This window comes from Microcystis sp. M109S1 (genome assembly GCF_020247025.1).
GTDB lineage: Bacteria > Cyanobacteriota > Cyanobacteriia > Cyanobacteriales > Microcystaceae > Microcystis.
Genome location: NZ_JADBRW010000375.1, coordinates 1 through 3,397 on the forward strand (window position 1 = coordinate 1; position 3,397 = coordinate 3,397).

2 protein-coding genes and 2 pseudogenes are annotated in these 3,397 nt (G+C 39.6%); all 4 read left to right on the forward strand.

Going from position 1 to position 3,397, the window contains the following annotated elements:
* A pseudogene (locus IM322_RS18380) lies at positions 1–123 on the forward strand (IS630 family transposase); the annotation flags it as partial.
* 409 nt (positions 124–532) lie between these two features.
* Positions 533–1,257 (forward strand): annotated as a pseudogene (locus IM322_RS23495) (D-sedoheptulose-7-phosphate isomerase).
* Between the two features lie 37 nt (positions 1,258–1,294).
* Positions 1,295–2,320, forward strand: a complete 1,026-nt coding sequence (locus IM322_RS18395) for a GHMP family kinase ATP-binding protein (protein WP_287077673.1) — start codon at positions 1,295–1,297, stop codon at positions 2,318–2,320.
* A gap of 92 nt (positions 2,321–2,412) precedes the next feature.
* Positions 2,413–3,129: a nucleotidyltransferase family protein gene (locus tag IM322_RS18400; protein WP_287675782.1), complete on the forward strand. Its 717-nt coding sequence runs from the start codon at positions 2,413–2,415 to the stop codon at positions 3,127–3,129.
* Positions 3,130–3,397 lie beyond the last annotated feature (268 nt).

Genomic DNA, 3,397 nt, shown 5'->3' on the forward strand with positions numbered 1-3,397 from the left:
CGAGAATTTGAAAATAAAGAAGAACTGGAAAAAGTAGTCAATCAGCTTTTAAATGAAGGGGGATTGATTATTAAATGGAGTAGAAAGCTTAAAAATAAGGGTAATGCTGTTAATGTAACTTAAATGCGTAAAAGCTTATCAGCAGTATTGTCATGAATTGTTAACATTTTTGTTGGGCCAAACAAAAGGCCAAGACTGGCAAAGGTTGAATCCCCCGCTCAGAAATCCCCCATTCCGGCCAGAATACATCAAAAATTTATTTACAAACAAAACAAATTGTGCTAAGGTTGGGGCGTTTGTGGTATATTCCCAGAATAACTGGCAAAAGATCACTCTTTTGACTCGATCGCTCTAGGTTTCTCTAGAACTATCATTGGCCTGTTTTTCTTGTCCCGTGATCAATTCTACCATGCTAGGGTTTTTGTACCCAATTAATGGACAGCGATTCTGGTCTTTTGATACTATTCAATGTAATGACAGAATGATTGAGAGTTAAATTTATTCAACTAATAAAAATTGGAAAATCAAACCTATGCGAATGGTGGAAAAATCAAACAAAAAATTGGATAGTTTCCAGAGCGATCCCTCTCTGTCAATTTTAATCAAGACCGAATTGGAAGAAGCTTATAACCTGAAGAAAACCCTACTAACTGAGACAAAATATCTAGAAAAAATCCAAGAGATTTGCCAAGTATGTATCCATGCTTATCGCAACAACCACAAAGTATTAGTCGCTGGTAATGGGGGCAGTGCAGCCGATGCTAAGCTAAACGGCTTTTACTTCGGATCACCGATATAGACTCCAAAAGGGTTATAGCTATTGGATCATGCAGGTTAAGCGCCGTTTAGCTTATCCATTTTGGCGGTGAGCTGCACGGCCGATTTCTGAAAGAAAGACAGTCTTTGCCAGTTCGCGTCCTCAATAGCGATATCGCCAGTTTAACAGCGATCGCTAACGATTATGGTTACGAATATATTTTTAGCCGCCAGATAGAAGCGGAAGGAAACCCCGGCGATGTGTTTATCGGTATTTCCACTTCGGGAAATTCCGCCAATATCCATCAAGCTCTCAAAGTTTGTCAAGTAAAAGGTCTCACTAGCATCGGTTTAACTGGGGGGAAGGGATTAGCTCTAGAGGAAAAAACCGATTATTGTTTGATGATTCCTAGCACCAGTACCCCGCGCATTCAAGAAGGTCATGGTTTTGTTCTTCATACTATTTGTTTAGCGATCGAAGAAGCGCTCTTTCCCAACTAAAATCTCCTAGCAAAAAATCAACCGAAACAGCATACCCATGATTATCAGAACCAAAGCTCCTTTAAGATTAGGTTTAGGTGGTGGCGGCACCGATGTCGAGCCTTACTGTAGTCTTTATGGAGGTTACGTTCTCAACGCTACTATCGATCTCTATGCCTACTGTACAGTCACGGAAATTACTGACAAACAAGTCATTTTTGTTGCCGCCGATCGGGGAGAACAACAAATAGAAACCCTTCAGTTTCCTCTCCCCTATAACGGCGTTCTCGATCTGCACAAAGCGGTCTATAATCGTTTGATTAAAGACTTTAATCAAGGGCAACCTTTGCCGCTGCAAATCACCACCTTTTCCGATGCGCCGGCTGGTTCGGGATTGGGTTCTTCTTCTACCCTAGCCGTGGCCATAGTTAAAGCCTTTGTGGAACTGTTAAAATTACCCCTAGGCGAGTACGATATCGCCCATTTAGCCTACGAAATCGAACGAATTGACCTAGGCTGGTTGGGGGGTAAACAGGATCAGTACGCTGCCACTTTTGGCGGCTTTAATTTTATGGAATTTTATGAACAAGATCGAGTCATAGTTAATCCTTTGAGAATTAAAAATTGGGTGATCAATGAATTGGAAGTCTCTTTGATTCTCTACTATACAGGCATTTCTCGCTACTCATCTCAAGTCATTGAGGATCAAATTCAGAATGTCCAAGAAAAAAATGAGCAGGCGATCGCCGCTACCCATCAACTCAAAAAAGAGGCAATTCTCTTTAAAGAAGCACTGCTTAAATCAGATTTTATGGGGATAGCAGAAATTCTGAGAACTTCTTGGGAAGCGAAAAAGAAATTATCCAAATTAATTAGTAATCCGCAGATCGATCACATTTATCAGGTAGCGAGGGAAACCGGGGCCTATTCGGGCAAAATATCGGGAGCCGGTGGCGGTGGTTTTATTATCTTTATGGTCGATCCTACCAAGAAAATCGAAGTAACTAAAGCTTTGAAAGCAGCAGGAGGCCAAGTGATTAATTTTCATTTTACTAAATACGGAACCCAAGCATGGACATTATAACAAGCCAAGGCTCGATGGGGAAGGATTATCCCTATAACCCTAAAAATAGTTTTTAAAAGATTGGCAATAATTCAGATTTTTGAGGTGTATCTATGGACGTAATTATTCTGGCAGGTGGGTTAGGAACCCGGTTGCGATCAGTAATCAACACTTTACCAAAACCCATGGCTCCCGTTGCCGACAGGCCTTTTTTAGAATATCTATTAGATTACCTAATCTCTCAAAAAATTAGCAACAAATTTTTAGTTTCTGTTGGCTATGAATATCAGAAAATTATCGATCATTTTGGCGATAATTACAAGGAATACGAACTGACTTATCTGATAGAAGATACACCCTTGGGAACTGGAGGAGCGCTCCGGTTGGCCTTAAATAAAATTGAAACTGAACAAGCATTAATTGTTAACGGAGATACCTTGTTTAATGTCAATTTATCCGCCCTAATTAATTTACATAATCAAAAAAAATCCCTGATAACCCTTGCTCTGAAGCCCCTAACTGACTTTGATCGTTATAATAATGTTCTGCTAGATGATGACCAAAAAATTATCGGGTTTGAATCCAAAAAATATCAAGATAAGGGCTATATTAATGGCGGCATATATTGTGTAGAAAAAAAAATATTGTCTGGCTTTGATCTGCCATCAAAATTTTCTTTTGAGGACGACTTTCTAAAAGTTTATACCGAGAAAATTCATATGTATGGCTTTATTTCTGACGAATATTTTATTGACATAGGCATCCCCCAAGATTATGAAAAAAGTCAGATTGAATTCCCTAAACTTTTTAATTTCCGAAATCAGGTTTAACCTCGTGATTAAGAGACTTTTTGTTAAGAAATAATGAAGCAGAGAGTAGTTAAAGAGGAAACCCTGACAGCATATAGCTTATACAGCCAACTTCAATTGAGCCTAGTAATGGATAAAGCCTATCTCGGTCAGGGTAATCGCATGTTGATAGAGTTCTCAAATTCCGAGGAGTTAGGTCTAAAATTCGATGGGCAACTCAGGCTTTGACCTGCACAAGGCGACCGAATCTCTGGTTTTGCCAGTCATTATGGCCTAACAAACCCCGAAC

Coding starts and splice junctions, on each gene's coding strand:
- IM322_RS18400 (WP_287675782.1), top strand. CDS start 2,413: ATGGACGTAATTATTCTGGCAGGTGGGTTAGGAACCCGGTTGCGATCA.
- IM322_RS18395 (WP_287077673.1), top strand. CDS start 1,295: ATGATTATCAGAACCAAAGCTCCTTTAAGATTAGGTTTAGGTGGTGGC.